Below are 26,413 nucleotides of genomic sequence, written 5' to 3'. Positions count from 1 at the left end.
GACGGTGGGAATGGATGCTCAGGCGGTCGCGAGTGCCGCCTTGGCGGAGGTGGTGCGACGCAGCGCCACCGCCACTGTGGTGGCGACGAGCGACAGCACACCCCAGACGACGAGTCCTGCGGCGGCGCCTCCGGTCGCGGCGATGAGGCCGGTGAAGGCGGGTGCGGTCGGGAGCGCAGCTCCGAGGTCGGCGAGCCATCCCGGCACCGTCGAGATCAGACCCGTCGCGATGGCGAGGACGCCGACGACAGCGCTGATCCACCGGCCGATACCGCCGAACACCGCCACCAGCGCCTGGTTGACGGCGGCGAACACGATTCCCGCGAGCACCGCGATGCCGGCGAACGCCCACCAGGTGCCGGCGTCGTAGCTCGCCACGATCTGCACGATCAGCGACACCAGCAGACCCTGGGCCGCACCGATCGCGGCGGCGGGTGCGAATGCGCGCAGAGCGAGTCCGGCGGAAGATCGACGAGACGTCAGGGTGCGGGCGGTGTGGGCGCGCAGCACCAGGAACGAGGCGAGAGCGCCGAACCACAGCACGACCGCGGCGAGCAGCGGGATGGCTGTCGGGCCGAAGATGGTCGCTCCGTCGGCACCCTTCGACGCGACCGGGTCGGCGATCACGGAGGCGATCGAGGTCGACTCCGAGTCGCTGAACGAGGGGAGTGAGTCGGCCGCTGTGCGCAGGCCGCCGGCGAGGTCGCCGGTGCCCGTCGCGAGGGTGTCGAGCCCGGTCGAGAGTTCCGTGGCGCCGGTCGCGAGCTCGGTCGCTCCGCTGGAGAGCTGACCCGCTCCGCTCGACAGCGCGCGCGCACCGGCGGCGGACTCGTCGAGTCCCTGGGATGCGAGCTGGTTGAGACCGTCGGCGAGAGTCGTCGCGCCGGCTCCGGCCTGGCCCATCTGGTTGGCGATGGTGGACGGCAGAGCCGCGAGCTGCTGTACTCCGGCATCCGTATTCGTCGCGCCGACCGACAGTGCGGCGATCTGGTCGCAGTACGCCTGAGCCGCTCCACTCGCCACGCACTCGCTCGAGAGCTTGTTCAGGTCCGCGGCGACGCCTGCGGAACCGGTTGCGACCTGTTGCGCGCCGGCCGCGCGGCTCTGCAACTCCGCCGCTCCTGCGGTGAGCCCCTGCCCGAGAGTCGTGGCTCCGCCCGCGGCCTCCCGCGTCTTCGAGGCGAGGGTGTCGAGACCGGAGGCGAGCGACGAGGCACCCGTGCCGAGCTCGGCAGCCCCGGACGCCAACTGGGTGGCGCCGTCAGGGATCGCTGCGGCACCCGTTGCGGCATCCCGCGCTCCGGTGGCGAGTTGCACGGCGCCGTCTGCGGCATCGCCGATCTGGTCGCCGATCGTGGTGAAGCCGACGAGGATGTTCTCGGTCGTCGCCTCGGACAGCAGCGTGCCCATGCTCGAGGCCGCGACATTCGCGATCTGGCTGGTGATCAGGTCATCCGCGACGAGTCCGTCGTCCGGGGTGGTGACCTGAATGGTCGCCTGCTCGGCCTCGCCTCCGCCGTCCGAGATCGCCTGACCTGCGGACGTCGCGGCAGCGGAGAACTCCTCGGGGATCGTGATGACCGCCTGGTAGGAGCCGTCCGCGAGCCCCTCGGCCGCGTCGTCCTCGTTCGATATGACCCAGGTGAGGTTCGAGTCCAGTTCGTCAGAGCCCTCGACGAGCCCCGACGCGAGCTGGCGACCCAGGGGAGTGAGCTGCCCGTCGATCTCGACCGGTTCGTCGAGGTTGACGATCGCTGCCGTCATCGAGTCCAGGCGCTCGGTCGGGTTCTGCAGCGCGGCGACGAGGATGCCGCCGACCGCCGCCGGCAGCAGCAGGATGCCGAGGATGGTCAGCCAGGTGATGGGCTTGCGCGAACGGGCGCGCTCGATGGGGAGGGTCATGCGTTCACCTCGGTCGATTCGGAGGATTCTTCCGTGCCGTGAGGCGCGGAAGAGAGTGCGGCGGGTGCATCGATGTCGATCACATCGGCGGGGCTGCGCCCGGCATCCGTGAGCACGTCGAGGGCGATTTCAGGAGAGAGTGCGCTGAGCAGCACCGCTGTCGATCTGCGGGCGTCGCGCAGACGGGCAGCGAGCTGGTCGCGCTCAGGACGGGAGAGACGGTCGACGCCGTCGATCACCACGAGAGCAGGACGTCCGCGTAGCGCCTCTGACAGGTCATTCGACAGATTTCCGCTGTCCGTGGCCATCACCGCGCCGACGTGCGAACGCACCCAGGCGCCCCGACCGGGGAGCAGATGTCCGGCCACTCGGAGGCGGCCGTCGTCGGGCGTCACGCGCCCGGCGATCGTCAGCGACAGGGCGCGGAGCGCGCCGGCCGAAGAACCGGTCAGCACGGCGGCAGCGCCCGGAGCGAGTCGGATGTGGAGCCGGTCGATGCCGGCGTCCGCGAGCACGAGGTCATCGGCGGCCACGACCGAATCATCTCCCGGCCACGCGGCCAGGTGCCGTTCGCGCTCGACCGCTTCGCCCTCGATGTCGACGCTGGGCAGGATCTTCTCCAGCCAGGCGGGGATCTCCCAGGCGCGCTCGCCGAGGATCGCCATGAGCGCGGGGATCAGCGTCATACGCACGAGGAACGCATCGATCGCGATGCCCGCGGCGAGACCCAGCGCGATCGGCTTGAGCGACGAGTCGCCCTCGGGGACGAAGGCCACGAACACGGCGAACATGATCAGCCCCGCCGCGGTGACGACCTTGGCCGAGCCCGTGAAGCCGGTGCGCACAGCACGCAGCGCAGCGGCGCGGCGGGTCGCTCGATCCGGGCTCCTGCCCTCGGGGTCGTGCACGAAGTCCTCGCGCATCCGCGAGACGAGGAAGACCTGGTAGTCCATCGCGAGTCCGAACAGCACGCCCATGAGGATGATCGGCATGAAGCTGATGATGGGGCCGACCTTCGCCACGTGCAGCGCGTCGGCGAACCAGCCCCACTCGAACACCGCTCCCACGATGCCGAATCCGGCGACGATCGAGAGCAGGTAGCCGGCTGCAGCCGTGATCGGCACCCAGAGCGAGCGGAACACGATCGTCAGCAGGATCAGCGAGAGACCGATCACGAAGATGCCGAACGGCAGCAGGGCATTGCCGAGCTGGTCGGAGATGTCGATGCCCACGGCCGTGAACCCGGTGACCTTCAGATCGATGCCGAACTCGTCGAGCCATTCGTCGTGATGCGAGCGGAGCTCGCGCACCAGATCCGCGGTCGCCGGGTCGTCGGCGGCCGTCTCGGGGATGATCTGCACGATGCCGGTGTCTGCGGTCTCGTTCGGGGTCGACAGGGCGACCTCCTTGACACCGTCGATCTTCGCGACCGCGTCGCCGAGGTCGTCCATCAGGGCCAGCGGGTCGGTGGAGGTGACGATGGTGCCGGTGAGGATCAGGGGGCCGTTGAAGCCGGGGCCGAACTCCTCGCCGACGAGGTCGTAGCTCTGTCGGGCCTCGGAGTCCTTCGGGAGCACACCGGCGTTGGGCAGGGCGAGGTTCAGGCTCAGTGCCGGCACCGCGACGATGCCGAGTCCGATCACGACGGCGAGCGACACGAGGATCGGACGCTTGGTCACCCCGGTCACCCAGCGCTCGCTGAACCGTCGACGCGGGGCAGGAGCGGGCTTGCCCTCCTTCGCCTTGGGTGCCTTGCGCGGGCGTCCGGCGACGCGGCCCTTCATGAAGCCGAGCAGCGCGGGGGTGAGGGTCACGGCGATCGCCACGGCGACGGCGACCGCGGCGGATGCGGCGATGCCCATCGTCGTGAGGAACGGGATGCCGGCGAAGCCGAGTCCGATCAGCGCGATCAGCACCGTGACTCCGGCGAACACCACGGCGGAGCCGGCGGTGCCCACCGCGCGGGCCGTCGACTCCTCGGGGTCGACGCCCTCGCGGACCTGGTCCTGGTGCCTTGCCATGATGAACAGCGCATAGTCGATGCCGACAGCGAGTCCGAGCATGAGGGCGAGCAGGGGAGTGGTCGATGAGACCGTGGCGAAGGCGGTGGCGGCGAAGATGCCCGCCATCGAGATGCCCACGCCGAGGATGGCCGTGAGGAGCGGCAGCCCCGCGACGACGAACGAGCGGAACGTGACGATCAGCACCAGCAGGGCGATCAGCAGCCCGACCGCCTCGGTGAGGGTCACGCCGGGGATGGACGTCGCGAAGAGGTCGCCGCCGAGCGCGGTCTGGGAGCCGGCCGGGAGCTCGCCTGCGAGGTCGGCGACGACGGCTCGGAGGTCGTCCTGCGTCGCGTCCGAGACGTCGCTCGCCTGGCCGTCGAACTGCAGGCGGATGATCCCGGCGGTCTCGTCGTCGTTGATCATGCCGCTGACCATCTCGTCGAACGGCGAGGTGGCCGAGAGCACGGAGTCGTCGAGATCGGCGAGTTCGGCGACGGCATCCTCGATGTCATCCCGATACGTGTCGTCGGTGATCGAGTCGCCGTCGGCCGCGACCACGATGATCTGCGCGCTGGTTCCGCTGACTGCCGGGAACGAGCGGTTGAGCTGCTCGAGACCCGCCTGCGACTCGGTTCCGGGGATCGAGAAGGAGTTGTCGGTGCCCGCTCCGAGAACGAGTGCTCCCGCACCGGCGATGCCGAGCGCGAGGAGCCAGGAGACGAGGACACGCCACGGGTGCCGGTAGGACCAGCGGCCGAGCGAGGACAGGAGTGTGGACACGAAGCACCTCAGAGGATCCGGGTTGGATACACAGGTGTATCCGATACATAGATGTATCGTAAGGTGATCCGAGCCCCGGAGTCTGTGTGCGGGGTGTGAGAATGAGAGGCAGGAGGATTCGATGACGACACCCGCCACCCGTAGTCGCGAGAACACGCGAGCCAGGCTTCTGGATGCCGCAGCGCAGGTCTTCGCCGAGGTCGGCCTCGATGGTGCATCCGTCGAGGCGGTCTGCGACCGTGCCGGATTCACGCGCGGCGCGTTCTACTCGAACTTCGAGTCGAAGGACGAGCTGTTCCTGATGCTCGCCGGAAGCGTCGCCGAGCAGCGCGTCAGCGCCGTGCGCGCCCGCGTCGAGGAGATCGCCGCAGAGGGCGGCCTCTCAGAGGGGTGCGATCCGGTCGAGCTCGTCCAGCGCATCATGGATGCGGGCGGCGACGACCGCCTCGGCGTGATGCTGATGAGCGAGATCCGCATCCGTGCACTGCGGGACGCGCAGTTCGGTGCCGCCTACCTCGTGCAGGAGCGCGAGATGGTCTCGAGCATCGCCGTCATCATCACCGACATCGTCTCGGTGAGTGCACTCGAACTGAAGATCCCGGCCGACGAAGCGGCGCGCATGCTCATGATCATCTGGGAGGGCATGACCGTTCGCGGCGCGATGGCCGGTCAGGACTCCGACCAGCTGCGCCACTCGGGCAGTGAGGAACTCGGAAGGCTCGTGCAGCTGCTCCTCGCCGAGTGAGCGTCGGTCAGCGGCCGTCGAGCACGGCGTAGCACCGCGCGAGGCGATCGAGCCACCAGTCGCGACGGTCGCCCGAGGCTGCGAGACGCGTGAGCGCCGCTGCATCCGGGGTGACGCGCGCGGCGGGGATCGAGCCGTCGACGGGGCGGAGGTCGGCGACGTCGTCGAGGAAGAGCGACGCGGTGCCGAGACCGCAGTCGTAGTCGAGGGTCGGGAGTGCCGCAGCGAGAGCCGCACCCTGAGAGAGACCGACTGCGGTGTCGAGTGCGCTGGAGACGACGACCGGCAAGCCGGCGGCCGTGATGATCTGCAGCGCGTGCGTGATGCCGCCGAGCGGCTGGGCCTTGATCACGAGCAGATCGGCGGCCTTCTCGCGAGCGACCGCGAGCGGGTCGGATGACTTGCGGATGCTCTCGTCGGCGGCGACCGGGATGCCCATGTACTTCACGCGGGTGCGCAGCTCGGCGAGCTCGGGCACAGTGGCGCACGGCTGCTCGACGTACTCCAGATCGAACTCGTTGAGGGCATGCACCGCGTGCTCGGCCTCGTCGACGTTCCACAGGCCGTTGGCGTCGACGCGGATGCGTCCCTCAGGGCCCATGGCCTCGCGTACGGCTCGCACGCGTGCGATGTCGTCGGCGAGAGTCTGGCCGGGCTCAGCGACCTTGACCTTGGCGGTGCGGCATCCGGCGAATCGCGCCAGCACCTCCGCCACCTGTGCGGCTTCGATCGCCGGGATCGTGGCGTTGACTCCGATCCGCTCGCGCAGCGGCTCTGGCTGCGTCCTCCAGGCGAAATCGATCGCGGCCGCGAGCCAGGTCGCAGCCTCTGCATCCTCGTACTCGAGGAACGGGGAGAACTCCGCCCATCCCTGCGGTCCTTCGAAGAGCAGCGCCTCCCTGGTGTCTACACCGCGGAATCGGGTGTGCATCGGCAGTGCGACGATCCGGGCCGAGCTGAGCAGGTCTGCGAGCGGTGGGAGCATGTGCTCATTCTGCTCTGTGCCCGCGCTCCGACGGCATCCGCCGTGCCGAAGGCGGTGGGTCAGGTCAGTCGCTTCTGCAGCTCGCCGAGTCGCTCGCTCGGCCGGAAGCCGAGCAGCGTGTTGACGGCGAGCATGTGCGCGTTGGACTCGGCGTTGTAGGTGTAGACCGCTGTCGTGCGGGGTGCCTCTCGGTGCAGCATCCGCAGATTGGCGACCTTCACGGCGATGCCGAGACGATGCCCGCGGTCGGCTGTGCGCACAAGGGTTCCCCACTGGTACGCGTTCCCGTCATCGGCGGAGACGACCAGCTGGGAGTATGCGGCCGCAGCGCCGTCCGGGGCGAGGGCGATGGTCCCGAACGAGAGGCGCCGTTGTCGGTCGATCAGATCCTCGCTCTCGCGGATGCTGTCGACGTCGGGCTTCTGCGGTTCGATGTCGAGGTCGCCGGTCGGTGCCTCGGTCTCGAGCGTGGCGTCGAGGATCGTCCAGCGTTCCACGACATCGTCAGGGATCCGGCCGACCCAGCTGCGGATCTCATAGCCGTCGGTGGAGCCGGCGATCTCGGCCTCGATACGGTCGAGCAGCGAGGGGGTGACGGGCAGGACGAGTCTGCTCTGCACGTCGCCGAGGGCGAGAGCGTATCCACGGGCTCGGGCGAACTCGCGCCCGGGCGACCCGGTCCCCTCCGAACCGCGCTCGTAGGGCCAGGAGGTCGAGCCGTGCGCGGTGGTGCGGCCGGATGCCACGGCTTCGCCCTCGAGGAACGCCAGCGCGGCGGACCCGATCCCGCGCCGTCGATGGCGCGGAGGAACGCTGACCGCGAGGTGGGCTGTGTGCGTGTTGTCCTTGAGTGGCAGCGCGAGGCTGGCGGAACCCACCACCTCGTCGCCGTCGCGCAGCAGGTACGCGCGCCGATCGACCACGGCGGATTCCTGCTGCAGTTCGCTGCGGCATTCGGAGAGCGACCAGACGACGGCATCCGTGCCGCGGTCGGCACGCTCGGCGGTCGCGTACGCATCCCACCATGCGTCGACGTCGACGGGATCGAACGGATCGATGCGCGAGATCTCGATGGTCATGCGCCCACGGTACTTCGTAGGCGTGGTCGACGGGCACTACATAAATGTGTGATTGACAATGGTGTGTAACGCACAGTAACGTGACGGACATGAACGAAACCCTCGACACGCACCTGCAGGAACTGCGCCGCGGCACCGTGGTGCTGGCCTGCCTGCAGCTGCTGCGCACCGCGGGGTACGGCTACGCGCTGCTCGAGGACCTCGAGCGCCGTGGCTTCGCCACCGATGCCAACACGCTGTATCCGCTGCTTCGCAGGCTCGAGAAGCAGGAGTACCTCACGAGCGAGTGGAACACCGACGAGGCACGGCCCCGTAAGTTCTACCGCACATCGGAGGCCGGCATCCGGCTCGCCGACACCCTGACCGAAGAATGGCGATCGCTCACGACGGCGATCGCGACCCTCACAGCTGAGGAGAACTGACATGAACACGACGGCCACGCTCACCGAGCGGTACATCAGCGCCACCATCCGGAGCCTCACCCCCGAGGTGCAGGGCGACGTGCGCGCCGAACTCGAAGGTTCCATCGCCGACGCGATCGACGCCAGGCTGGAACAGGGGGAGGCTCCCGAAGACGCCGAGCGTGCGGTGCTGACAGAGCTCGGCGACCCCGGCATCCTCGCCGCCGGGTATGCCGATCGCCCGCTGCATCTGATCGGCCCGAAGTACTACCTCGTATGGTGGCGCCTGCTCAAGCTGCTGCTCTGGATCGTCCCGGTCTGCGTCTTCGGAGGGGTGGTCCTCGGGCAGCTGCTCGACGGCGCTCCGACCGGAGAGATCATCGGCACCGCAGTCGTCGCGACTCTCGGCTCTGTCGTGCACATCGGATTCTGGGTGACGTTGGTCTTTGTCATCCTCGAGCGCGCCGGCACGGACACCGGCGTGAAGTGGAGCATCGAGCAGCTTCCGGAGCCGACGCAGAACGGCGCGGGGCGGGCCGATGCGATCGCGTCCCTCGTGTTCCTGGCTCTCGGGGTCGGCGCGGTGTTCTGGGACGCGCTCGTCGGCTTCTTCCCCACCGGCGGCGACCCGATCGCGATCCTCGACCCGGGACTGTGGCCGTGGGGCATCACGTTCTTCTTCGCACTGTTCGCCGCAGAAGCGTTGCTGGCCGTCGTGGTCTACGCCCAGCGGCGGTGGACCGTCGTCACCGCGGTGGTCAACACACTGCTCGCCGTGGTCTTCGCCGCCTGGTCGCTCACGCTGCTGCTGCAGGGAGCACTGATCAACCCCGAGTTCCTGGCCTTCGTCTTCACCGACAACGGCGTGACCGACGAGACGATGCGCATCCTCACGGTCATCACAGGCTTCTGTCTCGTCGCCTTCCCGATCTGGGACATCGTCGACGGCTGGATCAAGACCGCTCGCGCTCGCCGCATCTGAACACGGAGTGCAGACGGCGTCGCCTGCTCGCAGGCGGCGCCGTCTGCGTCTGCAACCTCCACAGGAATAGGCTGGATGCCGTGACCAGCGCATTCGTCTCAGACCTGTTCGACCCGGACGAATGGGTGCTCGCGCCCGGTGCCGAGGACTACACCGACATCACGGCCCATGTGAGCACCGATGGCGGAGTCGCGCGCATCGCGTTCAACCGCCCGGAGGTGCGCAACGCCTTCCGCCCGCACACGGTCGACGAGCTGTATCGCGCACTCGACGATGCACGGCAGAATCCGCGCATCGGCGCCGTGCTGCTCACCGGTAACGGCCCGAGTCCCAAGGACGGCGGCTGGGCGTTCTGCTCCGGCGGCGATCAGCGCATCCGGGGCCGCGACGGCTACAAGTACTCCGACGACGAGACGACCGTGCACGATCCGGCCCGCGCCGGCCGCCTGCACATCCTCGAGGTGCAGCGGCTCATCCGGTTCATGCCCAAGGTCGTCATCGCGGTCGTCCCCGGCTGGGCTGCCGGTGGAGGGCATTCGCTGCACGTCGTGTGCGACCTCACGATCGCGTCTGCCGAAGAAGCGCGGTTCAAGCAGACCGACGCCGACGTCGGGAGCTTCGATGCAGGCTACGGCTCGGCGTACATGGCGCGGCAGACAGGGCAGAAGTTCGCTCGAGAGGTGTTCTTCCTCGCCGAGGAGTACTCGGCGCAGCGCGCCTACGAGGCCGGTGCCGTGAACCGTGTCGTGCCGCATGCGGAACTCGAGCGCGAAGCGCTGAAGATGGCGCGCACCGTGCTCACCAAGTCGCCGACCGCGATCCGGATGCTGAAGTTCGCGTTCAACGCCGTCGATGACGGGCTCGTGGGCCAGCAGGTGTTCGCGGGGGAGGCCACGCGCCTCGCCTACGGCACCGACGAGGCCGTCGAGGGCCGGGACTCGTTCCTCGAGAAGCGGGATCCGGACTGGACCTCGTTCCCCTGGCACTACTGATCCTGGATCGACGGAGCGGAGCGAGGATCACATGGTCGCGTTGAGATCGACGGATGCCGAGGATCCGGCCGAGCTCCGTGATGCTCTCGCCCGTGCTCTCGACGGAGGTCCGGCGCTCGGATTCGGCATGCTCGGAGACGCACCGAGTTGGGTGTCCGAGGGCACCGCGGTCGTGATCGCGACATCGGGGTCGAGTGGCATCCCCAAGCGGGTCGCCCTGAGCGGTGAGGCGCTGCGCGCGAGCGCGGATGCCACGGCGGCGCGGATCGGTGCGGGACGCTGGCTGCTCGCCCTCCCCGCGGGCTACGTCGCGGGGCTCCAGGTCGTCGTGCGGTCGCTCGTCGCCGGCACGCATCCGGTCGCTCTGAGCGGACGCTTCTCGCCGGCATCCTTCGCCGAGTCGACGCTGTCGATGCTCCGACCGTCGTCGGGAGCATCCGGCTCCCTCCCCGACCTCTACACGTCGCTCGTTCCCGCACAGCTCTCGACGCTGCTCGACGCGGCGGACGATGCGCCCGTCCGGGCGGCGCTGCAGGCGTACCGCGCGATCCTCATCGGCGGCCAGGCGCTGCCCGAGCCGCTGCGCGACCGCGCGGCCGATCTCGGAGTCCGGCTGGTGCGCACCTACGGCTCCACGGAGACGAGTGGAGGATGCGTGTACGACGGCGTCCCGCTCGACACCGTCGGCGTGCGGACGGTCGACGGCGAACTGCGCATCGCCGGTCCGATGCTCGCCGACGGGTATCTCGGAGACGGTGAGCTGACCGCGAAGAACTTCTCGCGCGACGAGCACGGCATCCGCTGGTACCACACGGGTGATCTCGGACTCCTGGACGACGGCGTGGTGCGGGTGCACGGCCGAGCCGACAACGTGATCGTCTCCGGTGGCATCAACGTCTCCCTCGATCGCGTCGAGAGGCTCGTGCGTCGCGTCCCCGGGCTCACCGGAGCGGTCGTGGTGGGCGTCGAGGATGAGCGCTGGGGTGAGGCCTCGGTGATCGTGGCTCCTCGTGGCGAGGCGCTGCGGCGCAGCGAGTCCGAGCAGCTCGCGCATGCGCGGGACGTGGTCGCAGAGGAGCTCGGCAAGCACGCGAGGCCCGCGCGGCTGATCCTCGTCGACGAGCTCGACGTGCTCTCGTCGGGCAAGCCCGACCGCGAGGCGATCAGGCGAGCCGTCGCCGAGCTGCACTGACGGTCGATTCGCCCGGCTGGGAACTCTCCTGCAAGAGTGGGGCATGGCCACCTACACGCACGGACATCACGAGACCGTCCTCCGCTCGCACAGCAGTCGCACCATCGCGAACTCGGCGGAGTACCTGCGCCCGCACCTCGCTGCCGGCACGAGACTTCTCGACGTCGGAGCGGGCCCAGGCAGCATCACGGTCGACTTCGCGGGTGCGGTCGGCCACGTCACGGCGACCGAGATCGATGAGAAAGCGCTGTCGCTGTCGCGCGACCTCGCGGCGAGCAGAGGGCTCACGAACCTCGACTTCTCCGTCGAGGACGTGCACTCCCTGAGCTTCGCCGACGACAGCTTCGACGTCGTCCACGCGCACCAGGTGCTGCAGCACGTCGGGGATCCCGTGCAGGCGCTCCGTGAGATGCGTCGGGTCACGGTGCCCGGCGGAGTCGTCGCCGTGCGTGACGCCGACTATGCCGGCTTCATCTGGTTCCCGGTGCTCCCCGAACTCGACCGCTGGCTCGACCTCTATCGGCGAGCCGCACGGGCGAACGGCGGCGAACCCGACGCGGGCCGCCGCCTGCTCGCCTGGGCGCGGGCCGCCGGGTTCGACGACGTCACGGCGACCAGCTCCACCTGGACCTATGCGACTCCCGAAGACCGCGCCTGGTGGGGCGGAATGTGGGCCGACCGCATCCTCGAGTCCGCGCTCGCCCGGCAGCTTGTCGACAGCGACATGGCGACCTCCGCAGACCTGCAGGCGATCAGCGACGCCTGGAAGCGCTGGGCCGACGACGGCGACGGCTGGTACCTCGTGCCGCACGGAGAGATCATCGCGCGCGTCTGACGCGACCGGCGGATACATCTGCAGGCGGATGCGGGGCGGATGCCGTGCCCCGTAGCGTGGAGGAGTGATCCGCCCGCTCTCCCGCACGGCGCTCGTTCTCGACATCGTCGGGGCGGCGCTGCTCTTCGTCATCCTCACCCCGTTCTCCGTCGCCTTCTACGGGCCGGGGGCGAGTGGGGTGGGTGTCGACGGTGCTGGCGCCGCCGCAGTCATCGTCGCGGGTCTGCTGATGTGGGGCGGCGTCGCGGTCGGCAGACTCGCCCCGGCGCTCGCTCTCGTCGCCGCCTGGGCGGGTGCGATCGTGCAGATGTCGGCGAGCCTCGGCCCGCTCCCCATCGACCTGGGGATCCTGATGGTGCTCTATGCGACCGCCGCCTGGGGCTCACGCGTGGTGCTGTGGTGGGGCTTCGGCTCGGCGCTGTTCGGCGCATTCGTGGCATCGGTGTACCTGGTCGTGGTCACCGGGATATCCTCCGGCGCGAGCGGGTGGGATCAGCTGACCACCGGCACGCTGCTGCTCGTGGTCTCGGTGCTCGCGCTCGGATTCGCGTGGGTGTGCGGTCTGCTCTGGCGCGTCGTCCTGCGCGCACGGCGCACCAGGTCGGCACAGCTGCAGGCGGAGTCGCTCGCGGCAGAGGAGCAGGAGCGCGTGCGCATCGCCCGCGACATGCATGACATCGTGGCGCACTCCCTCGCCGTCGTGATCGCGCAGGCCGACGGAGCTCGATACGCGGCGGCAGCCAAGCCCGAGATGGCCACCGAGGCGCTGGGCACCATCGCCCAGACGGCACGAGGGGCGCTGAGCGACGTGCGGCTGCTGCTCACGCAACTGCGCCACCGTCAGGGGGATGGCCCTCAGCCGACTCTCGCCGACCTCGAAGCGCTGTTCGCACAGGTGCGGCAGGCGGGGATCGAACCGCGCATCACGGTCGATCCCACACCTCCCGGTGAACCGCCGGGAGCGATCCAGCTCGCCGTGTACCGGATCCTGCAGGAGGCACTCACCAACGCCATCCGGCACGGCGACGGCGCGGTCGACGTGCACCTCGCCTGGCTTGCTGACCGGGTCGACATCCAGGTGCGCAACACCGTCGGTCGGGAGCAGACGCAGGGGAGCGGCGGGCACGGTGTGATCGGCATGCGCGAACGCGCCCAGCTGGTCGGCGGTAGCCTTCAGGCGGAGCGCCAGGGCGCGCAGTTCGTCGTCCGCGCGTCGCTCCCGATCGGAGAAGCCGCATGATCAGAGTCGTCCTCGTCGACGATCAGTCGCTCTTCCGCGCCGGCATCCGCATGCTGCTCGCATCCCAGTCCGACATCGACGTGGTCGGTGAAGCCGGAGACGGACGGGAGGCGATCGAGTTGGTCCGCGTGACCCGACCTGACGTCGTGCTGATGGACATCAGGATGCCCGTGATGGACGGTCTCACCGCGACAGCTGAGATCCTCGGCCAACCGGACCCGCCGAGGATCGTGATGCTGACGACCTTCGACCTCGATGAGGCGGCTGCCCGCGCGATCCGTCAGGGAGCCAGCGGCTTCCTCTTGAAGGACGCGGATCCCGAGTTCCTGCTCGCCGCGATCCGCACCGTCCACTCCGGTTCGAGTGTGATCGCGGCATCCGCGACCCGCGAGCTGTTCGAGCACTTCGCCGAAGCCCCGAAGCCGGTGCCCCCGCAGTTCGCGTCGCTGACCGATCGCGAACGCGAGATCTTCGCGCTCGCCGCGAGGGGGCTGTCGAACTCCGAGATCGCCGCGCGCGAATACCTCAGCGAGGCCACGGTGAAGACGCACATCAGTCGCATCCTGACGAAGCTGAGCCTGCGCGACCGTGTGCAGCTCGTCGTGTTCGCGTTCGAGCACGGACTCGCCTGACTCGAGGCCGATCAGGAGATCATCCTTGCGATGTACGCGGATGCGTCGCCAGAGCGACGCGGCGGCGGGGGAGTGCTCCGTAGCGTCGAAGCATGGAGATCACGACCACCGACCTCGGGCTCGCGGCCCGCGTCCAGCACCTCGACAAGACCTACGGCGCCGGCGAGGGAACCGTCCGCGCGCTCGACGACGTCAGCGTCGGCATCCGCCGCGGTCAGTTCACCGCGATCATGGGCCCATCCGGCTCGGGCAAGTCCACGCTCATGCACATCATGGCGGGCCTCGACACCCCCACGCAGGGACGCGCCTGGATCGGAGACACCGAGATCACCGGTCTCGGGGACCTCGATCTGACGATCCTGCGCCGCCGCCGCGTCGGCTTCATCTTCCAGGCCTTCAACCTGGTGCCCACCCTCACGGCGCTCGGAAACGTCATGCTGCCGTTCGAACTCGACGGTCGGCGCCCCAGCGCGATCGAGAGGGCCCGCATCGACGGACTGATCGAGACACTCGGACTCGGCTCCCGGTTGCAGCACCGTCCACATCAGCTGTCGGGCGGGCAGCAGCAGCGGGTGGCGATCGCCCGGGCGTTGGCCACGGCGCCCGACCTCGTCTTCGCGGACGAGCCGACGGGGAACCTCGACTCCAAGACCGGCCGCGAGGTGCTGCAGCTGCTCGCCACGGCGAGCCGCGAACACGGGCAGTCCATCGCGATGGTGACCCACGACGCGATCGCGGCCAGCCACGCGGACCGCGTGCTCTTCCTCGGCGATGGACGCATCGTCGCCGACCACCCCCGCCAGAGCGCCGAGGAGATCTCGGCGTACATGCTCGCCGCCGAGGTGGCGGCATGAGCGCCGTCATCGATTCCCCGACCCGCACCGTCGTACCGCAGACCGCGGCGACCGGTCCGCGCCTGGGGTGGTTGCGGGATCGCGGCATGGGTGCCAGCATCCTCGTCGCCGCTCTCTCCGCCGCGTTCGGCGTGGTGCTGGTCGAGACCACCGCCTACCTGGGTGCCGTGCTGCAGGCCGACCCGTTCATCGGTGACAGCGAGACCCTCGCCTTCATCGTCGGTCTGCTCTCGATCCTGCTCACGGGCGTCGCGATGTACGTCGCGGCGATCGTCACCGCCAACACGTTCTCGACGATCATCGCTGGTCGCACGCGTCAGATCGCGCTCATGCGTCTGATCGGCGCGACCGCTCGGTCGCAGCGGGCCGAGGTGGGGAAGCAGGGATTCGTCGTCGGTGTCATCGGCGCAGCCCTCGGCCTGCTCGTGGGCCTGGGGATCGCCGCGATCGGCGTCCAGATCGGCAGCGGCCTCATCGCGAACGTGCCGGAGGGCTTCTCGCTCGCGCAGCCGTTCATCGCTCTGCCGGCCGTGGGCGTCGCGCTGACCACGTGGGCTGCCGCCTGGGCCGGATCCCGCAGGGTCCTGGCGGTCACGCCGCTGCAGGCGATCGGTGGCTCGGTCGAGCGCACCCACGACGAGGTCTCGCGCGCCGGTCGCCACATCGGTGCCTGGGTGCTGCTGGTCTCCGGCGCGATCCTTCTCGCCGCAGGTGTCGTGGTCGGGCTCGTGCATCCGCTCGGAGTCGTCGTCGCCTTCTTCGGAGGACTGCTGTCGTTCACAGGACTCGCACTCGGATCGGTGCTGTTCATGCCGCCCGTGCTGCGCCTGGTGGGGCGGATGTTCGGATCGAGCGCCACCGCGCGACTCGCCGCCGAGAACGTGCTGCGCTACCCCGAGCGGTCGTCCCGCATGGCGATCGGCGTGGTCATGGGCGTCACGCTCGTCACGATGTTCGCCGTCGCGCTCGAGTCGGTCAAGCAGATGCTGATCGGCCAGGTCGAGGGCGAGATCCCCGCCGAGTTCTTCACGCCGTTCGACGCGTTCGCCGCCGTGATGATGGTGCTCGTGGCCGTGTCCGCGGTGATCGCCGCCGTCGGACTCGTCAACCTGCTCACGATCGGGGTCGTACAGCGCCGCCGTGAGCTGGGCCTGCTGCGATCGATCGGCCTGTCGAACGGTCAGGTGCGACGCATGGTGCTGCTCGAGGCCACGCACATCACGGTCGCAGCGACTCTGACCGGTCTCGTCCTCGGCATCGTCTATGGATGGATCGCGGCGCAGTCGCTGCTCGGCTCGACGCCCACCCTTCCGGACTTCGAACCGGCAGGGCTGGTCGCACCGCACGTGCCCTGGCTGCCGATCGTCATCATCGTCGCGGCGACCGCCATGCTCACCCTGGTCGCCGCCGCCGCTCCGACCAGGCTCGCGACCCGTGTGGCTCCGGTCGAGGCGCTCGCCGCGGACTGACCCGATTCAGCCGGGGGAGCTGCAGCCGCCCGGGCCCTGATGACTCGATCCGTCATCGGGGCCGGGGTCGGTTCATGCTCGTCCTAGGCTGGACGGATGCCGTCTCCGTTCGATCAGTCCACGTATCAGGTGCGCCTCGAGTGGGGCGCCGAGGGACTCCACCGTCTCGCGCCCGCCGACGTGGTCGTGGTCGTCGATGTCCTGCGCTTCTCGTCGACGGTGGCGGATGCCGTCGCATCCGGGTCCTCGGTCTCTCTCGATGACGCCCGCGGCTGGTCTCGCAACGGTGCCGCGGTCGCCGCGGGCGCAGGGGACTCCGTGGTGCTCGTCGGCAGCCTCCGCAACGCCTCGTCAGTGGCGCGCGCCGTCGCGACGCTGCAGGAGCGCAGGCAGGCCCGGACGTCGGTCGCCGTGATCGCCGCCGGAGAGGCGGATGCCGCGGGAGCGGTGCGCTTCGCGGTGGAGGACCACCTCGGCGCGGGTGCCGTCATCGCGGCACTGACCGATCTCGGCATCGACCACACTGCTCCGGACGCGGCTGTCGCGGCCGAAGGGTTCCGGGCCCTCAAGAGAGCGCTGCGGCACATGATCAGCGCCAGTGGATCTGCGCGCGAGATCGCCGAGGGCGTGGCCGCGACCGAGCGGATCACCTCCGCGGGCCTGGTTCCCACGTCGACCGTCGCTGCTGCCGAGATCGACGCCCACGACGTCGTTCCGGTGCTCCGCGACGGGCTGTTCGTCGCCTTCGACTGACACGTCGACTCACTCCGCAACAGGCCGCGCATTCGGCGCCTGTTTCGGCACCCTCGACGTAGGGTCGTGGCATGAGGTTCGTCCCTGCTCTCGTCCTCGACGCCGTCCTGGTGCTCGTCTTCGCCGTGATCGGTCGTGCATCGCACGACGAGGACCCCGGTGGATTCCTGCTGACCGCCTGGCCCTTCATCGTCGCGCTGCTCGTCGGCCACCTGGTCGCCGCGCTGCTTCCGGGGCGGCCGCGCCAGCCGTGGTCGCTCGCCTGGGGCGCAGTCGTCTGGGCCGTCACCGTCGTCGGAGGGCTGCTCCTGCGCGTCGCCTCGGGCGACACCGCGCAGGTGGCCTTCATCATTGTCACGGCGCTCGTGCTCGGCGTCTTCCTGATCGGGTGGCGCGCTGCGGCAGCACTGCTCCGACGGCGCGCAGCGCGTGCTCGCGACGCCGAGAAGGCCGACGTCGCAATCGACGAATCGAAGGATGACGTGCTCCCGGTCGACGAAAGCGCCGTCGATGCGGAGCAGTCGACGAATGAGCCGACGCCCGAGGTCGATCCGAAGAACGACCGCGAATCGCGCTGACCTCGGGCGGCGTCGCGGGCGGCGCGCTCAGCGCGACATCTGCGCGGCGAGCCGGGTGTCGGCCGTGATCTCGCGGCGCGTCCACTCGAACAGGTAGCGCGCGTCGTACGACCGCGAGCACCGCGCGCATGACGTCGCCCGCGAGGGACGCCGGTGGCGGTAGGTGACGTGGCCCGAGGGGCATGCACCCACCCACGGCGCGAGTTCGACCGCTGTCTCGCCGTGGTGCGTCGTTCCGCCGACGTAGCCGAGGTCGTGGGCCACCCGCTTCCAGGCAGGGCCATGAGCCGCCTCATGTCCGGCCAGCGCGTGCGCGACCTCATGGAGCAGCACCTGATGGATCTCGTCGTCCTCGAAACGCGCCGCCAGATAGCGCGACACGGTGATGCGCTTCTTCGTGTAATCGCACTGCCCCGCACGACGCTTCGCGTTGTCGAATCCGAACGACCAGCTCTCGTCGAGATGCAGCGTGATCAGTGCCTCGCCCCAGACGCGCACCCGGTCAAGTTCCGCCATGCGATCAGGCTAAGCCATGCCGCCGACATCCCGATGCAGGAACGCGTCAGCCCGAGACGAGCTGTGACGTACGGCGTCGTTCGGCGGCCTCGATCGCGAGCAGAACGGTCTCAAGCTCGCTGTCCTGTGCGCCCGCTTCACGGCGGAGGAACAGGGACTGCTTGAAGCTCTCACGGGCCGTCTCGTAGTCGCCGGCCTCGTAGGCGTTCTTGCCGTGATGGTGGTGCGCGAAGGCGGCGATCGACACCCAGCGCTGGCCTTCGGCTTCGGCCGCGCAGGTCGCGAGCTCCTGCTCGGCCGCGGCGTAGGCACCGCGGTGCTGCAGGATCGTGGCATGCAGCACTCGTGCGCGCAGGACGTCCTTGCGGGTGCCGGCCATGCGCGACTGGCGGACGGCCTCATCGGCGAGTGGGAGGGCTTCGTCGAGACGGTCGAGGACCTTCAGCAGCCAGACGCGCTCCAGCAGTGCGGGAAGACTGCGCTGGCCCTCGATCTCCTCGAGCCGTGCCGAACATTCACCGAGGTCGACCAGCTCGCGAAGGCTCTCCTGGTCGTAACCCTGGATGAAACTCATTGCTCTCCTTCCGCAGTGTCCCCCGACAAGTGTGCCTCGCTACCGCGCGCTCATCGGGGCGGCACGCCCCACGGGCACGCATCCGGATCGAGATCGATGCTCTCAGCGCAGGAAGAGCGAGGCGTCCGGACGGGGGGAGGCGACGGCATCCGCGTCTGTCACGACTCGCGCGCCCTGTACGAAGGCGGTCACCTCGGCGCCCTGGGCGATCTTCGCCGGATGGGGGCCCGCGGCGAGCATCCGTGGGAGCCACTCGGTGGGCAGTGGTGCGGCCGAGGCGGCGATCACGAGGTTGCCGAAGCGTCGTCCCTTCAGCACCTGGGTGTCGGCGAGGACGCCGATCTCGGGAAGCACCTCGGCGATCGTCGCGACCTGTCGGCGGGCGAACGCGAGGCCGGGGCCGTCGGCCACGTTCACGAGCAGAACACCACCGGGGGAGAGGAGCTCCGCGAGCTCGCGGTAGAACTCGAGGCTCGTCAGGTGGGCGGGCGTCTGCGCGCCCGAGTAGACGTCCGAGACGACCAGATCGCAGCTGCCGACGATCGCCGACGGCAGCCGCTTGACGCCCTCGCGGGCATCACCGATCCGCAGTCGGATCGCGGCGCCCTTGGGCAGCGGCAGGTGCTCGCGTACGAGAGTCGCCAGCGGTGCCTCGAGCTCGATGACCTGCTGGCGGGAGCCTGGCCTCGTGGCATCGATGTAGCGGGGGATGGTCAGCGCGCCGGCGCCGAGGTGCACGGCGGTGAGAGGGCCGGACGGCAGCTGGTCGATCACGGCGCCCATGCGCACGATGTATTCGAAGTGCAGATGCGTGGGGTCATCCAGGTCGACGTGCGACTGCGGGGTGTCGTCGACGATGAGCTCGAACCCGCTCGTGAACTCCGACGGCACGATGCGTGCGATGCCGCCGTGGTCGAGTCGGGCCTGAGGATGCTCGGTGTCTCGTGCTCGCGTCCTGCCCATGCTCCGAGACTACGCGTTCACTTCGCCTGGTTGCCGACCGAGCAGGTGTCCTGATCGACGCTCTGCCCCGAGATCTCCGGGGGCAGCGTCGCGCGGGTCTCGGGCACCTCGGTCGGAGCGGCAGTCTCGGGGGTCTCTCCGGTGGCGGGCGGGGTCGCGAGTTCGACGCTGCGGTTCGTCGCGACGTCGCCCGTGAGGGTGATCGGCTCGCCGGCGATCAGCGCCGCCCAGAGAGGCTCGGCGGCGTCGTAGTCGGGGACGACCTTGATCCCCGGGTTGTCGGGATCGTCGAGGTTCGGGTACTGCACGAAGACGAAGTCCGAGAACCGCACGTCCTTCAGTGCCAGCGCGAGCTGGGTCAGGGTGAGTGCGTTGCTGAGCGACTCGCTCGGCACGATGTTGTCGGCGACCGTGTTCATCAGCCGCAGCACCTTCGACGGATCGGTGAGAGTCTCGGCGCTGAGGATCTTCTTCGCGAGACGCGACATGTACTGCTGCTGGTTCGAGATGCGGGCGAGGTCGCTCTCGTCGCCCACACCGTGTCTGGTGCGGATGAAGGCGAGGGCGTTCGCTCCCGAGACGGTGTGGGTCCCCACGGGCAGGTCGATGCCCGCCTGCGAATCGCGGATCCCCTCGCCGGCGACGCACACCTCGACCCCGCCGATCGCATCGGTGATCGCGATCACGCCGTCGAAGCTGATCTTGGCCGCGAACTCGATGGGGATGCCGCTGAGGTCGCTGACCGTCTTCGCGATGCACGAGATGCCCGCGTGGTCGAACAGGGAGTTGAGCGGCGCCTTCGTCATCGACGACGCGGTCGAACCGTCGTCCCGCGTGCACTCGGGAACCTCGACCATCAGGTCACGGGGGAACGACACGACGGTGACGTTGCGAGGAGCCGCCGACACATGCACGAGCAGGTTCACATCGTTGCGCGAGCCCTCGTCGCTCTTCTCGCAGCGCTCGCCGAGCAACTGCGTCGAGACCTCGCCGCATTCATCCGTGCCGACGATCATGATGCTGAAGGCCTTGTCGCTCGGGTAGGCGCCGAGCGACGGAGGGGCCACCTCCGCGTCATCCTCCAGTGCGACCGCGCCCTCGCCGACTCTGTTCAGGACGTCGACGAAGACGAAGCCGGCCACGGCGATGGAGGAGACGAGCAGCACGCTCAGGGCGACGCCGAGGAGCTTGAGGAAGGTGGACAGCGCACTCGGTGTCGGCAGGTCGGCATGGCGCGCGACCGTGGTGCGCTTCGCGTCGTCGAGAGCCCCTGACATGCCGCAGAGCCTACCCGCGGAGCACGATGTTACGGCCGCATGACGTTTCTGAGAATAACTTGCAGGGAATTAGTTAGTGATGAATACTTTTTCCTACGTGGTAGGCACCCGATGCCGCCAGGACGTTCAAAGAGGAGAACCCTGATGCACAAGCGCATTCTTCCGGCCGTGGCGCTCGGCGCCGTGGCCACCCTGGGCCTGGCGGCCTGTGCCGGCGGTGGCGCCGACAACGGTGGAGCCGTCGACGGAGAGGGCCAGGAGCTCACCGTCTGGATCATGAAGGGGACCAACCCCGACGCGAGCGCGTTCTACGACGAGGTCTCGGACGCCTTCGAGGACGAGACCGGAGCCACGGTCAAGATCGAGGAGATCCAGTGGGCCGACGCCCACGACCGCTTCGTCACGTCGATCGCCGGTGGCACCACGCCCGACATCGCCGAGACCGGCACGACCTGGACCGCCGAGTTCGCCGACGCGGGCGCGCTCGAGCCGCTCGACGAGTACGTCGACGCCGAGAAGGGCCTGCGCGACGACCTCGTCGAGGGTCTCGCGGTCGCCGGGACGTACGAGGACGAGCTCTACGGCATGCCGTGGTACGCCGGTGTCCGTTCGATCGTCTACCGCACCGACGTGTTCGAGGAGCTCGGTCTCGAGGCCCCGAAGACGTGGGATGACATCGTCACCGCCGGTGAGGCCATCAAGGCAGCCAAGCCCGACATGCTGCCCTTCCCCGTCGCCGGAGACGCCGAGTTCCAGGTCTACCCCTGGGTCTGGGGCGCCGGTGGAGAGGTCGCGACCCTCGACGGCAAGACCTGGACGAGCGAGCTCGACAGCAAGGAGTCGCAGGCCGGCATCGAGTTCTACACCGGGCTCGCGACCGAGCACGGCTTCTCGTCGGCCGGAGCCACCACGTGGAAGGAGACGGACCTCCGTGACTCGTTCACGCAGGGCAACGTCGCCATGATGCTCTCGGGCTCGTGGACCCCGAAGGCTCTGATCGAGGCGAACCCCGAGCTCGACGGCAAGATCGGCGCAGCCGTGATCCCCGGTGAGGGCGGCGGCATCGCTCCGTCCGTGCTCGGCGGCTCGCACCTGTCGGTCTTCAACACGACCGAGAACGCCGACCTGGCATGGCAGTTCGTCAAGCTCATGACCACGGGCGAGTTCGCCGAGAAGTGGGCGGACGAGACGGGCTACTTCCCCGGAGTCCAGTCGGCGATGGAAGAGGCCCTGGCCTCGACCGATCCGCTCGTCGCTCCGTTCGCACAGCAGATGGTCGAGGGCGGCGCCTCCGTGCCGGTGACCCCGAACTTCGGTGCCGTCCAGGCCAAGAAGACCACCAACTCGATGATCCAGGCCATCCTCAGCGGGCAGAAGGACGTCGCCACGGCGACGAAGGATGCCGCTGCTGAGATGACCGATCTGCTCAACCAGTAAGGCTGTATCCCTTCATGTCGATGGTGCAAGCGCCACTGCCGGCCACGAAGGCGGAGTCCTCCTCCGCCTCCGTGGCCGGCGGCCGGCCGCGCAAGCGAGGACTCTCGCTGCTCACGGCCCGCCCCTGGCTCCTCCTCGCCCCGGGCCTGGTCATCCTCGCGGTGCTCATGCTCTGGCCGCTCATCCAGGTCTTCATCTTCTCGCTGCAGGATTACGGCCTGCGCGAGATCAACACCGGAGAGAACAACTGGATCGGCGTCGACAACTATGTCGAGGCGCTCACCAATCCGACACTCTGGACTGTCGTGCTCCCGAACACGGTCGGCTTCGCCGCCGTCGCCGTGTTCGTCACCGTCGCAGTGGGCACGCTCGTCGCCCTGCTGCTCGCGAAGCTCGGCACCGTCTGGCGCACGATCGTCTCGAGCTGCATCATGGTGGCCTGGGCGATGCCCGCCGTCACCGGCACCTACGTCTGGACGTTCATCTTCGATGCCGACCGCGGCATCTTCAACACGGTCCTGCAGGACCTCGGTCTGATGGACGACCCGGTGAACTGGTTCACCAACCAGTGGTCGTTCTACGCGATCGTCCTGCTGAACGTGGTGCACCACGGTTTCCCGTTCGTCGCCATCACGGTTCTCGCAGGGCTCCTGGGCGTCTCGAAGGAGATGCTGGAGGCTGCGGCCCTCGACGGCGCCAACGCCTGGATGCGATTCTGGAAGATCATCTTCCCGACGCTCAAGCCCGTCTTCTCTGTCGTGATCATCCTGTCGACGATCTGGGACTTCAAGGTCTTCGCGCAGGTCTATCTGATGCCCGGCGGAGGCGGCGGCAACCGGTCGGTGCTCAACCTCGGTGTCTGGTCGTACGTCGAGTCCTTCGGCCAGAACCGCTACGGGTTCGGTGCGGCTCTCGCCGTGCTCCTCACCCTCGTGCTGATCGGCATCACGATCGTCTACATCCGTTCGCTCATGAAGGAGGACGAGCTGTGAACCCCCGCCCCTCTGTCATGTCGCGCGTCGGCACCGGCATCGCGATCGCCGCCGTCCTGATCTTCACGCTGTTCCCCGTGTACTGGATGGTCTCCAGTGCGCTCGACGCCAAGGCGTCCAGCGGTGGACAGTCCCTCCTGCCGCAGGAGTTCACGTTCGACAACTTCGCGTTCGTGCTCACCGACGGCGGCTTCGGCACGTATCTCCGCAACTCCGCGATCGTGGCGCTCGTCACCGTCCTCGTCAGCGCCCTGGTGTGCCTGCTCGCGGCGGTCGCCGTCGCGCGCTTCCGCTTCAAGTTCCGCACCACGATCCTCATGATGATCCTCGTCGTGCAGATGGTGCCGCTCGAGGCCCTCGTGATCCCGCTGTTCCTGCAGGTGAAGAGCCTGGGTCTGCTCAACAGCATCCTCGGCCTGATGGTCGTCTACGTGGCGCTCTCGCTGGCGTTCGGCATCTGGATGCTGCGCGGATTCGTCGCCGCGGTGCCGGTGGAGCTCGAAGAGGCCGCGTACATCGACGGTGCCAGCTGGTGGCGGATGTTCCGCTCGATCCTGCTGCCGCTCGTGATGCCCGGTCTCGTCGCGACCAGCATCTTCAGCTTCATCACCGCGTGGAACGAGTTCATCTTCGCGATGACGATCCTCGGCAGCGCGACCGACCAGTACACGGTGTCGATCGGTCTGAAGTCGTTCTTCGGCCTGCACTCCAACGACTGGGGCAGCATCATGGCGGCATCGACGATCATCACGATCCCTGTCATGATCTTCTTCGTGATCGTGCAGCGCCGGCTCTCCGCCGGCATGGTGGCAGGAGCGGTGAAGGGATGACGGACGAGCTCGAACGACTCGCCAACGCGGTGCTCTGGCCCGGCTTCCTCGGGACCGAGGCTCCGCAGTGGCTGGTCGCCGAGCTCGAGGACGGTCTCGCCGGCGTGGTCTACTTCGGACAGAACATCGGTGAGGGACTGCCTGCACTGAGCGCGCAGGTCCTCCGTGCGAATCCCGACGCCCTGATCGGCATCGACGAGGAGGGCGGCAACGTCACCCGCCTCGAGTCCGCGACAGGATCGACCCTTCCGGGGGCCGGGCAGCTCGGCCTCCTCGACGACGTCGAGGCGACGAGGGCGTCGGGTGCAGAGCTCGCCAGGCGGGTCACCGCGATCGGCGGAAACGTGGTCCTCGGGCCGGTCGCCGACGTGAACACCGATCCGCGCAACCCGGTGATCGGTGTTCGCTCGTTCGGCGATGACGAGAAACTCGTCTCGCGACACGTGCTGGCAGCCGTCGACGGGATCCAGAGCGGCGCGGCCGCGGCGTGCGTCAAGCACTTCCCCGGGCACGGCGACACGCACCTGGACTCGCATCACGCGTCGCCCGTGATCTCGCTCGACATCGACGAGTTCGAGCGGGTGCACCTCGAGCCGTTCCGGGCCGCGGTGGCCGCAGGCGTCGACTCGATCATGACGGCGCACATCGTGGTCCCTGCGTGGGGAGCCGAGCCGGCGACTCTGAACCCCCGGATTCTCGGCATCCTCCGCGGCTGGGGCTTCGACGGTGTGATCATCTCCGACGCCCTCGACATGGCGGCGATCCGCGAGACCGTCGGCATCGGTGTCGGCGCGGCACGGGCGCTCGCGGCGGGCGTCGACCTGCTGTGCATCGGCAACCCCACCAACAGGGGAGGAGCCACCCTTCCCGACCAGGACCGACGTGACTTCATCGCTGCGCGCGACGGCATCGTGGCTGCGCTCCGAGACGGATCGCTGCCGCGGACGCGGATCGAAGAGGCTGCCGCTCGGGTCGCCACTCTCGCCGGAGCCCTGCGGGAGCGTGCCGATGCGGCATCCGCTCCGGTCGACTTCGATCCGCGCGAGATCGTCGGGCGGGCGATCACGGGTGCGACGGCGGATGCCGAGGTCCTCGCGGTCGTCGACGCGCGCCGCCGCTCGACCCTCGCCGTCGACAGCGCCTCGGCCTACGTCGCCGAAGCGCTCGCCGCCGGCGGCCACCGCGCCAGGGTCGACGTGGCCCGCATCTCGGTCGAAGAGCAGGACGAGGCCCTCGATGCCGCCGTCGCGGCCGACGGCCTCACGGTCATCCTGCTGGATCGACCGGACGCGGACGACGCGCAGCGATCTCTGGTCGAGCGCGCCGCGGTCCGCGACCCCGACGCCGTCGTGGTCAACGTCGGACTCGCACCGCAGCGTCCGCTCCCTCTGCCGATCGTCGAAGTCGGAGCAGCGTCCCTGGTCGGCGCCCAGGCAGCCAGGGAACGGCTGATCGGCGCAGGCTCGACCGGAGACGGTTCGTCACGCGGCGACGCGGGTTCGGCCGACTGAGGCAGGATGACACCGTGGACTCAGACGTTCTCGCGCTGGTGCGCCGATCGATCGCCCGTCTGAGTGCTGCCGAGGCTCGGGTGGCGGAGATCATTCTCGGCGACCCCACGCTGGTCGTGGATCTCGCCATCAACGACCTGGCACGACTGTGCAACACGTCGTTGTCGACCGTGGCGCGATTCGCGCAGTCGCTCGGGTTCAGCGGGTACCGCGAGCTGAGAGTGGCGGTCGCACGGACGGTGACGCTCGCTCAGGCGCAGCAGGCCCGGTTCGGTCTCGACACCACGGCGATCGATCCGGATGACGAGCCGTCGGCGATCGCCGCCAAGCTCGCGTCCCAGGAGATCGACGCGATCGAGAAGACGGCGCTGGGGCTCGACGCGGCCGCCCTCGACCGGGTCGCGCTGGCCGTGGTCGCCGCGCGACACGTCGACCTGTTCGGGCAGGCCGCGTCGTCGCTCACGGCTCAGGACCTGCAGCAGAAGCTCGCCCGCATCGGATGCTCGGTCGCCCACTCCGCCGACCCCCATCTCGCCCTCACGGCCGCATCCCTGCGCTCGCCGGATGACGTCGTGATCGCCTTCTCGCACGGGGGCGAGACCCAGGAGGTCGTGCGGGCGGTGGAGGTCGCCAGAGACGCCGGCGCCCTCTCCGTCGCCGTGACGAGCGCCCCGGACTCGACCCTCGCGCTCGCCGCAGACGTGGTGCTGCTCACCTATGCCCAGGAGTCGCCGTTCCGCATGGCGGCGATGTCGAGTCGCATCGCGCAGCTCGCCCTCGTCGACATCCTCTTCGTGCGGGTCGTCCAGCACCGTGGCGAACCCGTCGTGATCCCCCTCCAGCTGACGCACGACGCGGCGGCGTCGCGTCGTCGGCGCTGACTCCGGA

General features: G+C 69.0%; 25 protein-coding genes. 17 read left to right on the top strand and 8 right to left on the bottom strand.

All coding sequences use genetic code 11. The features are described 5' to 3' along the window. Positions 1-18: 18 nt before the first annotated feature. The gene (locus OD997_RS16580; RefSeq protein WP_434332666.1) at positions 19-1,902 is read right to left on the bottom strand and encodes a YhgE/Pip family protein; all 1,884 of its coding nucleotides are present in this window, start codon (positions 1,900-1,902) and stop codon (positions 19-21) included. Beyond that, positions 1,899-4,688, bottom strand: a complete 2,790-nt coding sequence (locus OD997_RS16575) for an MMPL family transporter (RefSeq protein WP_434332665.1) — start codon at positions 4,686-4,688, stop codon at positions 1,899-1,901. Before OD997_RS16575 ends, OD997_RS16580 begins: the two co-directional genes overlap by 4 nt. 121 nt (positions 4,689-4,809) lie before the next feature. On the opposite strand from OD997_RS16575, the gene OD997_RS16570 reads away from it, so the two are divergent. Continuing rightward, positions 4,810-5,433: a TetR/AcrR family transcriptional regulator gene (locus tag OD997_RS16570; protein WP_056515859.1), complete on the top strand. Its 624-nt coding sequence runs from the start codon at positions 4,810-4,812 to the stop codon at positions 5,431-5,433. Between the two features lie 7 nt (positions 5,434-5,440). Here the strand turns inward: OD997_RS16570 and OD997_RS16565 are convergent, their stop codons facing one another. Together OD997_RS16565 and OD997_RS16560 are read right to left on the bottom strand one after the other, a co-directional pair. Further along, on the bottom strand, positions 5,441-6,418 hold the full coding sequence (locus OD997_RS16565) for an o-succinylbenzoate synthase (protein ID WP_434332664.1): 978 nt from the start codon (positions 6,416-6,418) through the stop codon (positions 5,441-5,443). A gap of 59 nt (positions 6,419-6,477) precedes the next feature. Further along, positions 6,478-7,497 (bottom strand): GNAT family N-acetyltransferase, encoded by a 1,020-nt coding sequence (locus tag OD997_RS16560; RefSeq protein WP_434332663.1) that lies wholly within the window; start codon positions 7,495-7,497, stop codon positions 6,478-6,480. Positions 7,498-7,586: 89 nt separating this feature from the next. On the opposite strand from OD997_RS16560, the gene OD997_RS16555 reads away from it, so the two are divergent. The 11 genes from OD997_RS16555 (at position 7,587) to OD997_RS16505 (ending at position 17,425) form a co-directional block, all read left to right on the top strand. Next, positions 7,587-7,919 (top strand): PadR family transcriptional regulator, encoded by a 333-nt coding sequence (locus OD997_RS16555; protein WP_056515870.1) that lies wholly within the window; start codon positions 7,587-7,589, stop codon positions 7,917-7,919. Position 7,920: 1 nt separating this feature from the next. Then, positions 7,921-8,880 (top strand): permease prefix domain 1-containing protein, encoded by a 960-nt coding sequence (locus OD997_RS16550; protein WP_434332662.1) that lies wholly within the window; start codon positions 7,921-7,923, stop codon positions 8,878-8,880. Positions 8,881-8,960: 80 nt separating this feature from the next. After that, positions 8,961-9,872: a 1,4-dihydroxy-2-naphthoyl-CoA synthase gene (locus OD997_RS16545; protein ID WP_056515875.1), complete on the top strand. Its 912-nt coding sequence runs from the start codon at positions 8,961-8,963 to the stop codon at positions 9,870-9,872. 31 nt (positions 9,873-9,903) lie between these two features. Continuing rightward, a complete protein-coding gene (locus tag OD997_RS16540; protein ID WP_434332661.1) occupies positions 9,904-11,064 on the top strand; it encodes an AMP-binding protein in 1,161 nt (386 codons plus the stop codon). 43 nt (positions 11,065-11,107) lie between these two features. Next, entirely contained in the window at positions 11,108-11,899 is a 792-nt protein-coding gene (locus tag OD997_RS16535; RefSeq protein WP_434332660.1) for a class I SAM-dependent methyltransferase, read from the top strand. Between the two features lie 64 nt (positions 11,900-11,963). Continuing rightward, entirely contained in the window at positions 11,964-13,139 is a 1,176-nt protein-coding gene (locus tag OD997_RS16530) for a sensor histidine kinase (protein WP_434332659.1), read from the top strand. Next, on the top strand, positions 13,136-13,771 hold the full coding sequence (locus OD997_RS16525; protein WP_434332658.1) for a response regulator: 636 nt from the start codon (positions 13,136-13,138) through the stop codon (positions 13,769-13,771). The genes OD997_RS16530 and OD997_RS16525 overlap by 4 nt, the downstream gene beginning before the upstream one ends. 92 nt (positions 13,772-13,863) lie before the next feature. Next, positions 13,864-14,625, top strand: coding sequence for an ABC transporter ATP-binding protein (locus tag OD997_RS16520; protein WP_434332657.1), 762 nt, complete (start codon positions 13,864-13,866; stop codon positions 14,623-14,625). Next, positions 14,622-16,094: an FtsX-like permease family protein gene (locus tag OD997_RS16515; RefSeq protein WP_434332656.1), complete on the top strand. Its 1,473-nt coding sequence runs from the start codon at positions 14,622-14,624 to the stop codon at positions 16,092-16,094. Before OD997_RS16520 ends, OD997_RS16515 begins: the two co-directional genes overlap by 4 nt. 96 nt (positions 16,095-16,190) lie before the next feature. Further along, positions 16,191-16,847 (top strand): 2-phosphosulfolactate phosphatase, encoded by a 657-nt coding sequence (locus OD997_RS16510; RefSeq protein WP_434332655.1) that lies wholly within the window; start codon positions 16,191-16,193, stop codon positions 16,845-16,847. Between the two features lie 71 nt (positions 16,848-16,918). Then, a complete protein-coding gene (locus OD997_RS16505) occupies positions 16,919-17,425 on the top strand; it encodes a DUF3054 domain-containing protein (protein ID WP_434332654.1) in 507 nt (168 codons plus the stop codon). A gap of 27 nt (positions 17,426-17,452) precedes the next feature. On the opposite strand, the gene OD997_RS16500 is transcribed toward OD997_RS16505, so the two are convergent. The 4 genes from OD997_RS16500 to OD997_RS16485 all read right to left on the bottom strand — a co-directional run bounded on the left by OD997_RS16500 (position 17,453) and on the right by OD997_RS16485 (position 20,755). Beyond that, positions 17,453-17,941 (bottom strand): SprT-like domain-containing protein, encoded by a 489-nt coding sequence (locus OD997_RS16500; protein WP_434332653.1) that lies wholly within the window; start codon positions 17,939-17,941, stop codon positions 17,453-17,455. A 46-nt stretch (positions 17,942-17,987) separates the two neighbouring features. Further along, positions 17,988-18,515: a hypothetical protein gene (locus OD997_RS16495; RefSeq protein WP_434332652.1), complete on the bottom strand. Its 528-nt coding sequence runs from the start codon at positions 18,513-18,515 to the stop codon at positions 17,988-17,990. 102 nt (positions 18,516-18,617) lie between these two features. Further along, positions 18,618-19,478, bottom strand: a complete 861-nt coding sequence (locus OD997_RS16490) for a spermidine synthase (RefSeq protein ID WP_434332651.1) — start codon at positions 19,476-19,478, stop codon at positions 18,618-18,620. Positions 19,479-19,495: 17 nt separating this feature from the next. Beyond that, a complete protein-coding gene (locus OD997_RS16485; RefSeq protein WP_434332650.1) occupies positions 19,496-20,755 on the bottom strand; it encodes an LCP family protein in 1,260 nt (419 codons plus the stop codon). Positions 20,756-20,899: 144 nt separating this feature from the next. Between OD997_RS16485 and OD997_RS16480 the strand changes: the two genes are divergently transcribed. Genes OD997_RS16480 through OD997_RS16460 form a run of 5 tightly spaced genes read left to right on the top strand, consistent with a single transcriptional unit; the run spans position 20,900 to position 26,406 of the window. Further along, complete coding sequence (locus tag OD997_RS16480) at positions 20,900-22,192, top strand: sugar ABC transporter substrate-binding protein (protein ID WP_434332649.1); 1,293 nt, start codon at positions 20,900-20,902, stop codon at positions 22,190-22,192. Between the two features lie 14 nt (positions 22,193-22,206). Then, positions 22,207-23,184, top strand: coding sequence for a carbohydrate ABC transporter permease (locus tag OD997_RS16475; protein ID WP_056515921.1), 978 nt, complete (start codon positions 22,207-22,209; stop codon positions 23,182-23,184). Next, positions 23,181-24,014: a carbohydrate ABC transporter permease gene (locus OD997_RS16470; RefSeq protein ID WP_056515922.1), complete on the top strand. Its 834-nt coding sequence runs from the start codon at positions 23,181-23,183 to the stop codon at positions 24,012-24,014. The genes OD997_RS16475 and OD997_RS16470 overlap by 4 nt, the downstream gene beginning before the upstream one ends. Further along, complete coding sequence (locus OD997_RS16465) at positions 24,011-25,525, top strand: glycoside hydrolase family 3 protein (RefSeq protein ID WP_434332648.1); 1,515 nt, start codon at positions 24,011-24,013, stop codon at positions 25,523-25,525. Before OD997_RS16470 ends, OD997_RS16465 begins: the two co-directional genes overlap by 4 nt. A 14-nt stretch (positions 25,526-25,539) precedes the next feature. Then, positions 25,540-26,406: a MurR/RpiR family transcriptional regulator gene (locus OD997_RS16460; RefSeq protein WP_434332647.1), complete on the top strand. Its 867-nt coding sequence runs from the start codon at positions 25,540-25,542 to the stop codon at positions 26,404-26,406. The last annotated feature ends 7 nt before the right edge of the window (positions 26,407-26,413 follow it).

Origin of the sequence: Microbacterium sp. CGR1 (assembly GCF_051062835.1) — a bacterium.
GTDB lineage: Bacteria > Actinomycetota > Actinomycetes > Actinomycetales > Microbacteriaceae > Microbacterium.
Note: the sequence above shows the minus strand (reverse complement) of the source record. Positions and strands in the feature narration are given on the sequence as shown.

Excerpts from the sequence above, each read along its gene's own strand:
- OD997_RS16580 (WP_434332666.1), bottom strand. The coding sequence starts at position 1,902 with ATGACCCTCCCCATCGAGCGCGCCCGTTCGCGCAAGCCCATCACCTGG.
- OD997_RS16570 (WP_056515859.1), top strand. The coding sequence starts at position 4,810 with ATGACGACACCCGCCACCCGTAGTCGCGAGAACACGCGAGCCAGGCTT.
- OD997_RS16565 (WP_434332664.1), bottom strand. The coding sequence starts at position 6,418 with ATGCTCCCACCGCTCGCAGACCTGCTCAGCTCGGCCCGGATCGTCGCA.
- OD997_RS16560 (WP_434332663.1), bottom strand. The coding sequence starts at position 7,497 with ATGACCATCGAGATCTCGCGCATCGATCCGTTCGATCCCGTCGACGTC.
- OD997_RS16555 (WP_056515870.1), top strand. The coding sequence starts at position 7,587 with ATGAACGAAACCCTCGACACGCACCTGCAGGAACTGCGCCGCGGCACC.
- OD997_RS16550 (WP_434332662.1), top strand. The coding sequence starts at position 7,921 with ATGAACACGACGGCCACGCTCACCGAGCGGTACATCAGCGCCACCATC.
- OD997_RS16540 (WP_434332661.1), top strand. The coding sequence starts at position 9,904 with ATGGTCGCGTTGAGATCGACGGATGCCGAGGATCCGGCCGAGCTCCGT.
- OD997_RS16535 (WP_434332660.1), top strand. The coding sequence starts at position 11,108 with ATGGCCACCTACACGCACGGACATCACGAGACCGTCCTCCGCTCGCAC.
- OD997_RS16525 (WP_434332658.1), top strand. The coding sequence starts at position 13,136 with ATGATCAGAGTCGTCCTCGTCGACGATCAGTCGCTCTTCCGCGCCGGC.
- OD997_RS16520 (WP_434332657.1), top strand. The coding sequence starts at position 13,864 with ATGGAGATCACGACCACCGACCTCGGGCTCGCGGCCCGCGTCCAGCAC.
- OD997_RS16515 (WP_434332656.1), top strand. The coding sequence starts at position 14,622 with ATGAGCGCCGTCATCGATTCCCCGACCCGCACCGTCGTACCGCAGACC.
- OD997_RS16510 (WP_434332655.1), top strand. The coding sequence starts at position 16,191 with ATGCCGTCTCCGTTCGATCAGTCCACGTATCAGGTGCGCCTCGAGTGG.
- OD997_RS16505 (WP_434332654.1), top strand. The coding sequence starts at position 16,919 with ATGAGGTTCGTCCCTGCTCTCGTCCTCGACGCCGTCCTGGTGCTCGTC.
- OD997_RS16500 (WP_434332653.1), bottom strand. The coding sequence starts at position 17,941 with ATGGCGGAACTTGACCGGGTGCGCGTCTGGGGCGAGGCACTGATCACG.
- OD997_RS16495 (WP_434332652.1), bottom strand. The coding sequence starts at position 18,515 with ATGAGTTTCATCCAGGGTTACGACCAGGAGAGCCTTCGCGAGCTGGTC.
- OD997_RS16490 (WP_434332651.1), bottom strand. The coding sequence starts at position 19,478 with ATGGGCAGGACGCGAGCACGAGACACCGAGCATCCTCAGGCCCGACTC.
- OD997_RS16485 (WP_434332650.1), bottom strand. The coding sequence starts at position 20,755 with ATGTCAGGGGCTCTCGACGACGCGAAGCGCACCACGGTCGCGCGCCAT.
- OD997_RS16480 (WP_434332649.1), top strand. The coding sequence starts at position 20,900 with ATGCACAAGCGCATTCTTCCGGCCGTGGCGCTCGGCGCCGTGGCCACC.
- OD997_RS16475 (WP_056515921.1), top strand. The coding sequence starts at position 22,207 with ATGTCGATGGTGCAAGCGCCACTGCCGGCCACGAAGGCGGAGTCCTCC.
- OD997_RS16465 (WP_434332648.1), top strand. The coding sequence starts at position 24,011 with ATGACGGACGAGCTCGAACGACTCGCCAACGCGGTGCTCTGGCCCGGC.